The following is a 7,021-nucleotide window of genomic DNA, read 5'->3' as shown; positions in this document are numbered from 1 at the left end:
GGCCTGCTGCTGCCGCACCGCCGCGCCTCCGACCCGGAACTGGACGCCCGGCCCGAGCACTTCCCGCTCCAGCTGGCGCAGTTGACGGAGTTCGTCGCCGCAGGCGAACCGATCGTGTTCACCCTGCCGGGCTTCCCCTGCAAGTCGCCGAACCCGGCCAAGGTGCTCGGCCACCTGCCCGACGAGGGCGAGCGGCTGTCGCTCACCTTCCTCGACGGGCTGTGCGCCGAGATCGGCCGGATACACCCGCCCGGCGCGCGGATCCTGATCTGCTCGGACGGGCACATCTTCGGCGACCTGATCAACGTCCCCGACGACCACATCGACGAGTACTCGGACGAGCTGGCCGCGATGATCGAACGCGAGGGCCTCCGCCACCTCGCCACCTTCGACATGCGGGCCGTGCTCGGCGCCCTGCCGTACGACGAGAAGCGGGCCCGGGTGCACCGGCAGTACGCGCCCGGCGTCGAGGAGCTGCGTGAGCAGGTCCTGACCGAGGAGGAGACCCTGCGGCTCTACCGCGGCATCACCCGCTTCCTCACCGAGGACACCGTGGGCTTCACCGGCACCCGATCGGCCCTCCAGCGCGAGTGCCGCCGCCGCGCGTACGGGGTGATCCAGCGCAGCCGCGCCTGGGGCGGGTTGATCGCCGAGCAGCACCCGCGCGCGTTCCGGCTCTCCATCCACCCGCAGCCGGCGGGCGCCGCGAAGTTCGGCATCCGGCTGCTGGAGGCGGCCGACGCGTGGATGACGCCCTGGCATTCGACGGTGCTCCACCGCCCCGACGGCAAGTGGGAGTTGCTGCGCAACGAGGACGCCGCCCGACTCGGCCGCCCGGTGCTGCGCGACGGCCGGCCGAGCCACTACGAGAGCGAAGGCCCGTCCGGCAAGTGATCATCCGGCCGGTTCTCGGCGCGAGAGGACCAGAGGCCCTGGGGAATTCCGAATTTCCCTCCCGTAAGCGGCGTCCATTCATGTCCGCTTTTGCTTCCCCAAGGCTTCTCCAAGCCCACCACCCCTATTCAACAGAACGCGTTTGCGAGGTGGACGGACAGTGACCGGGCTGGGCGGCCCACTGCCGTGCGGATCCTGCCGGTCTGTGCTGTGCTTGAGGAAGCGGCCATCCGTGAAGACTCTGGCATGGGCTCGCAAGGTGGCACGGTAAAAACCGACCACCATTCAAAGCGACTCTCCCTTTCCTGCCGAGTCCGGTGGAACCGTCGTTCAACCTTCATCAGGCAATGAAATCGCCGACCCCTGTCCGGACCCGTCAAACGAGCGGGCGCCCATCGGAGGGGCCGTGCGCACAGCTGGAGGGAGTAAAGATGAAGCGAGGAATAGTCGGCCTGGCACTCACCGGGCTCCTGGCTGCCACGGCACTGGGAGGAACGGCACATGCCGTCGAAAGTCATAAGGCAGCACGCAGCGTGAGTGTGTACCTCACCAATGACACGGACTGCGACTGGACCTTGACCGGCCAGGGCATACCACACGGTGAGTGGACGGTCCATCCTCCGAGCAAAATCCTGAAGAACACCAAGAACAACCATATGCGCACCGAATCCAACGGAATCGGAACCGGGACCGAAGCCTGGGTTACCTACAAGGCGTACAACTGCAAGACGAGAACGGCCGAGGGCAAGCAGATCGCCTTCCACTGGGACAACCCGTTCTCCGGGACCAACAGCTACCACTTCAACGGCACGGACCGGGTGTTCGGCACGAACTACACAGGAGGTGGCGGCGACAACGCCGTGGTGTACCCCAAGGTCTGGATCCAGCCGACGCACCACTAGTGCCACATCGGTCGGCCTTCGCTCCTCACCGCTGAGGGCCGGCCCGATGCGGCACTAGGCGAGCGGGGCTTGCGCCGGGGCGCGGTGGTCGAAGGCGATCAACGGATCGCCGGTGAGCGGATGTTCGACCACCGCGGCCCGGACACCGAAGACCTCGGCCAGCAGTTCGGCGGTCAGCACCTCGCGCGGCGCCCCGGAAGCCACCAGGGCGCCGCGGTGCAGTACGTGCAGCCGGTCGCAGACCGAGGCGGCGGCGTTGAGGTCGTGCAGTGCGACCAGGGTGGTGCGGCGCTGTTCCCGCAGCAGGGCGAGGAGTTCGACCTGGTGCCGGACGTCCAGGTGGTTGGTCGGCTCGTCCAGGACCAGGACGTCCGGCTGCTGGGCGAGCGCGCGGGCGAGCAGCACCCGCTGCCGTTCGCCGCCGGACAACTGGGAGAACCGGCGCTCGGCCGCCGCCGCCATGCCGACCCGGACGAGCGCCTCGACGGTGATCCGGTGGTCCTCGGCGTCATCGGCCGCGAAGGCCCGCTTGTACGGGGTCCGACCCATCGCGACCACCTCGCGGACGCTCAACTCGAAGTCCCCGCCGCGCTCCTGGGGCAGCGCACCGATGTGCCGGGCGGACTGCGCGGGCCTCAGCTCCGCCAGGTCCCGCCCGGCCAGCAGCACCCGCCCGGCGCTCGGCCGCAGGTGCCGGTAGACGGTGCGCAGCAGGCTGGACTTGCCGCTGCCGTTGGGCCCGACCAGCCCGGCAATCTCGCCGTCCTCTGCCATCAGGTGGACCCCGGCCACCACCGTCCGGCCGGCCAGGGCGACGCTCAAGTCCTCGACGGCGATCCTCACTTGTGCTCCAGTCGTCGGTCCAGCAGGTAGAGCAGGGTGGGGGCGCCGAGCACGGCCGTCACGACGCCGATCGGCAGTTCCTGGCCGTCCAGGGCGGTGCGGGCCACGGTGTCGACCACGACCAGCAGGAGCGCTCCGGTGAGCGCGGACAGCGGCAGCAGCCGCCGGTGGTCGCCGCCGAGGAGCAGCCGGCAGACGTGCGGCACCATGAGCCCGACGAAGCCGATCGCGCCGGAGACGGCCACCAGCACCCCGGTGAGCACGCTGGTGACGACGAAGACCTCGCGACGCAGCCGGGCGACGTCCACACCGAGCCCGGCGGCCGTCTCGTCGCCCATCAGCATCGCGTTGAGCCCCCGGGCGCGGGCCTGGAGCAGGGCCAGGCCGATCGCCACGGCGGCCGCGGGGAGCGCGAGTTGGGCCCAGACGGCGCCGCCGAGGCTGCCCATCAGCCAGAACAGCACGCCCCGGGTCTGCTGTTCGTCGCGGGTCTGCAGCACCAGGTAACTGGTGATGCCGCCGAGGAACTGGGCGATGCCGATGCCGGCCAGCACCAGCCGCAGCGGGGAGAAGCCGCCGCCGCGCCGGGCCATCAGCCAGACCAGGGAGAACGCGGCGAGCGCGCCGGCGAAGGCCGCCAGGGAGACGGTGAGGCCGAGCGCGCTGTTGAAGGAGACCTGGAGGCCGAGGGTGGTGCCGAGGACGATGGTGGCGACCGCGCCGAGGGAGGCGCCGGAGGAGATGCCGAGCAGGTAGGGGTCGGCGAGCGGGTTGCGGACCAGCGCCTGCACGGCGGTGCCGACCAGTCCGAGCCCGGCGCCCACCACGGCCGCCAACAGGGCGCGGGGCACGCGCAGTTGCCAGACGATGAGGTCCCGGGTACCGGGTTCGGGGGTCCGCCCGGCGAGGTGGTGGGCGACCACCGACCAGACCTCGCCGGGCGGGATGTCCACCGAGCCGAGCGAGACGGCGGCGGTCAGCGCGAGCAGCAGGGCCACGGCGAGCGCGACGGCCAGCGGCCCGGCCCGCAGGGTGCGGGCCGGGCGGCCGCGGTCGTGTGCCTCGGCGGCGGGGGCGGCGACGGGGTCGGCCGACGTCACGTTCTACTGACCGTTCTTGACGAGGTCGGGGTGGATGGTGGCGGCGATCTGCCGCACGGCGTCGGCGTTGCGCACGCCCGCGATGGTGGTCACCTCGGAGCCGAGCCGGACGAAGTGCCCTTCCTGGACGGCCTTCAGGCCCTGGGTCGCGGGGAAGCTCCGCAGGAACGCCTCGGCGTCGTCGAAGGCCTTGCGGGTGGCCTCCTCGCTGCCCCGGTTGCGCACGGCCAGCTGGATCCAGTCCGGGTTCTTGGCGACGACGTCCTCCCAGGAGCCGGGCTTGAAGTCGGCGTCGCAGTCGGCGAACACGTTGCGGGCCCCGGCCAGGGTGATGACGGCGTTGGCGACCTGCCGCCCGCAGACGGCGGTCGGCTGCTTGGTCCCGGCGTCGAAGTCGAAGACGAAGTAGCCGGGCCGCTGCGCCTCCGGGACACCGGCGAGCGCGGTGCGGACCTCGCCGATCCGCTGTTCCATCCCGGTGACGAGTTCCTCGGCGCGGGCGGCGGTGCCGGTGACGGCGCCGAGGCGGCGGAGGTCGTCCTCGACCCCGGCGAGGTCGGTGCGCGGGGCCTTGGCGGCCTTCGGGGTTCCGGCGCAGGCGGTGGACAGCAGGTAGACGTGCTGGATGCCGGCCGCCGCGAACTCCTCCTCGCTGGGCCCGGAGGCGCCGCCCATCATCGGCATCGCGCCGAAGGTGTCGACGTAGAGGTCGGCGCCGGAGCCGAGCAGCTTCTCCTTGGGGATGGTCTTGTCGCCGAGCGCCGGCACCTTGGCGCCCTGTTCGGCGAGGGCGGTGGGCAGGGTGCCCTTGCCGGGCGGGAAGCCCGTGCCGATCACCCGGTCGCCCGCGCCGAGTTGGAGCAGCATCTCCAGGCTCGCCGCGTTGCTGGTGACGATCTTCGTCGGGGCCTTGGCGATGGTGGTCTCCCGGCCCGCGCAGTCGGCGACCTTGACGGGGTAGCCGCCGGTCGGGGCCGCCTGGGCGGTGGCGTCGGCGGCCCGCCCGCCCCCGCCGCCGCTTCCGCAGGCCGTGGCGAACAGGGCGACGGCGGCCGCGATACCGCAGACAACGCGAGGGCGCATGACAACTCTCCTGGTGGGTGATCGTGCTGGCGGTCCGTGCTGCGGACCCGGACCAGGTAGTCGGGCAGCGGCGGCGGCGGGTTCCCGGGGATTCCCGGGCGCTGCGGGCCGCCGCCGGGCGGACGGCGCGTAGGGTGGCCGGATGGCCGATCCCCTCGTCCGGCGCGACGACCTCGACCTGCCCGTACGGCTCGGGGCGCGACCGCCGCGCCGGGTGGTCTCGCTGGTGCCCTCGCTGACCGAGGCGGTCGCGGTCACCGCGCCCGGCCTGCTGGTCGGCGCCACCGCCTGGTGCAGCCACCCCGCCGAGCTGTCCGTCACCCGGATCGGCGGCACCAAGAACCCTGATGTGCCGGGCGTCCTGGCCCTCGAACCGGACCTCGTCCTCGCCAACGACGAGGAGAACCGCCGCCCCGACCTGGACGCACTGCGGGCGGCCGGGGTGCCGGTCTGGGTCACCGACATCCGCACCCTGGACGACGCGTTCCGCTCGCTGGACCGGCTGCTGACCGTCGCCTGCCGGCTGCCGCGCCCGGGCTGGCTGGACGAGGCGGAGGCGGCCTGGCGCGACGTCGGCCCGGTGGCGGACGGGGCTGTGGCCGATGACGCGGTGACGGACGGTCCGTGGGCGATCGTGCCGATCTGGCGCCGCCCGTGGATGGTGCTCGGCCGCGACACCTTCGCCGGGGACCTGCTGCGCCGCCTGGGCCTGCGGCTCGTCCACGGTGAGCACCCCGAGCGCTACCCGGCCGTTCCGCTGCCCGAACTGCTCGCCAGCGGCGCCGAGTTGGTGGTACTGCCGGACGAGCCGTACCGGTTCACCGCCGAGGACGGGCCGGAGGCGTTCCCGGACGTCCCGGTCGCTCTGGTCAGCGGACGGCACCTGACCTGGTACGGACCGTCCCTGGTGGAGGCTCCGGCCGTGCTGCGGCGGGCGATCGGCCAGCCGTTCATCCACGGAAAGACGATCACACCGTAGGACGACCGCCACTCGCCGGGCTCACCGGCCCGGTCATCCCCGACCCGCAGTACGTGGCCAACGTGAAGGCGCTGATGTCCGGCCAGCCGTGGAACAAGGCGGGCTGACGACGCCCCGTCGGCCTCCGGGAACGGCGCAGGGCCCGGGACACGAGTGCGTCCCGGGCCCTGCGGCCGTGCGTCGGCCGGTCGGACGTCAGCCGCGCGCGGCGGCGACGGCGGCGCCGAGCGCCTCCTTGATCCGGGGGCCGAGCCGGGCGAAGCCCAGCTCCTTCATCGCCGCCCGCAGCAACTCCTCGTCCGTCCGCTCCACACCGTCGCCGTCGACCCACCGAACGACGGCCAGCAGTTCGTCGGCCGAGTAGGCGGTCACGGGGCGGCCGGGGGTGAAGTCCGGCTTCGCGGGACGAGCGACGGGAGCCCCCTCGACGGGCACCTCAGCGGCAACGGGGGCCGCCTCCTCGACGGGCACCTCAGCGGCGACGGCCTCGGGCTCGACTGCCGGCTCCTCGACGACGGTCTCGGGCTCGACGGCGAGCTCCTCGATCTGAACGGCCGGAGCTTCCTCAGCAACCGGCTCATCGGCCTCGACCTCGGCGGCCGGCTCCTCGACGACGAGCGCCTCCGGCTCGGCAACCGGCTGCTCGGTCTCGGCGGCGGCCTCCCCGACGGATACGGCCTCGGGCTCGACCTCGGCGACCTCAGCGACCTCGGCCGACGTCTCCTCTACGACGTCAGCCTCAGCAGCCGGAACCTCAACGGCCTCGACAACCGGCTCCACAGCGGCAGCAGCCTCGGGCTCAACCTCAGCCACCAGCTCGACCTCGGCGCCTTCCGCCGAAGCTTCCACTACGGCCTCAACCTCAACCGCCGGAGCCTCGACCTCGGCGACCTCAACTACCGGAGCCTCGACCACGTCGGCCACGGCCTCGGGCTCCTCGACCTCGGCGACCTCGGCCGACGTCTCCTCTACGACGTCAGCCTCGGCGACCGGCTCCGCAGCGGCAACAGCCTCAGGCTCACCGTCAACATCAACCACCAGCTCGACCTCGGCAACCTCCGCCGACGCCTCCACAACGGCCTCAACCTCAACCACCGGAGCCTCGACCACGTCGGTCACGGCCTCGGGCTCCTCGACCTCGGCGACCTCAACCACCGGAGCCTCGACCACGTCGGTCACGGCCTCGGGCTCCTCGACCTCGACCTCGACCTCGACCACCG

At 72.3% G+C, this 7,021-nt stretch carries 6 protein-coding genes and 1 pseudogene; 3 read left to right on the top strand and 4 right to left on the bottom strand.

From position 1 onward, the window contains the following. Positions 1-3 precede the first annotated feature (3 nt). Positions 4-894: an L-tyrosine/L-tryptophan isonitrile synthase family protein gene (locus tag J0670_RS25475; protein WP_207813999.1), complete on the top strand. Its 891-nt coding sequence runs from the start codon at positions 4-6 to the stop codon at positions 892-894. Between the two features lie 431 nt (positions 895-1,325). Then, on the top strand, positions 1,326-1,796 hold the full coding sequence (locus tag J0670_RS25470; protein WP_207813996.1) for a hypothetical protein: 471 nt from the start codon (positions 1,326-1,328) through the stop codon (positions 1,794-1,796). A 54-nt stretch (positions 1,797-1,850) separates the two neighbouring features. Here the strand turns inward: J0670_RS25470 and J0670_RS25465 are convergent, their stop codons facing one another. The 3 genes from J0670_RS25465 to J0670_RS25455 are packed head-to-tail and all read right to left on the bottom strand — an operon-like array spanning position 1,851 to position 4,822. Continuing rightward, positions 1,851-2,639, bottom strand: coding sequence for an ABC transporter ATP-binding protein (locus J0670_RS25465; protein WP_207813995.1), 789 nt, complete (start codon positions 2,637-2,639; stop codon positions 1,851-1,853). Beyond that, entirely contained in the window at positions 2,636-3,739 is a 1,104-nt protein-coding gene (locus J0670_RS25460; RefSeq protein ID WP_307806682.1) for an iron ABC transporter permease, read from the bottom strand. The genes J0670_RS25465 and J0670_RS25460 overlap by 4 nt, the downstream gene beginning before the upstream one ends. Before the next feature lie 3 nt (positions 3,740-3,742). Continuing rightward, a complete protein-coding gene (locus J0670_RS25455) occupies positions 3,743-4,822 on the bottom strand; it encodes an ABC transporter substrate-binding protein (protein ID WP_207813994.1) in 1,080 nt (359 codons plus the stop codon). 142 nt (positions 4,823-4,964) lie between these two features. On the opposite strand from J0670_RS25455, the gene J0670_RS25450 reads away from it, so the two are divergent. Continuing rightward, on the top strand, positions 4,965-5,801 hold the full coding sequence (locus J0670_RS25450; protein WP_243437498.1) for a helical backbone metal receptor: 837 nt from the start codon (positions 4,965-4,967) through the stop codon (positions 5,799-5,801). Between the two features lie 195 nt (positions 5,802-5,996). Here the strand turns inward: J0670_RS25450 and J0670_RS25445 are convergent. Further along, positions 5,997-7,021: pseudogene (locus tag J0670_RS25445) on the bottom strand (hypothetical protein); the annotation flags it as partial.

The organism is Streptomyces sp. FH025, from assembly GCF_017427025.1.
Taxonomy (GTDB): domain Bacteria; phylum Actinomycetota; class Actinomycetes; order Streptomycetales; family Streptomycetaceae; genus Kitasatospora.
Note: the sequence above shows the minus strand (reverse complement) of the source record. Positions and strands in the feature narration are given on the sequence as shown.

Coding starts and splice junctions, on each gene's coding strand:
- J0670_RS25470 (WP_207813996.1), top strand. CDS start 1,326: ATGAAGCGAGGAATAGTCGGCCTGGCACTCACCGGGCTCCTGGCTGCC.
- J0670_RS25455 (WP_207813994.1), bottom strand. CDS start 4,822: ATGCGCCCTCGCGTTGTCTGCGGTATCGCGGCCGCCGTCGCCCTGTTC.
- J0670_RS25450 (WP_243437498.1), top strand. CDS start 4,965: ATGGCCGATCCCCTCGTCCGGCGCGACGACCTCGACCTGCCCGTACGG.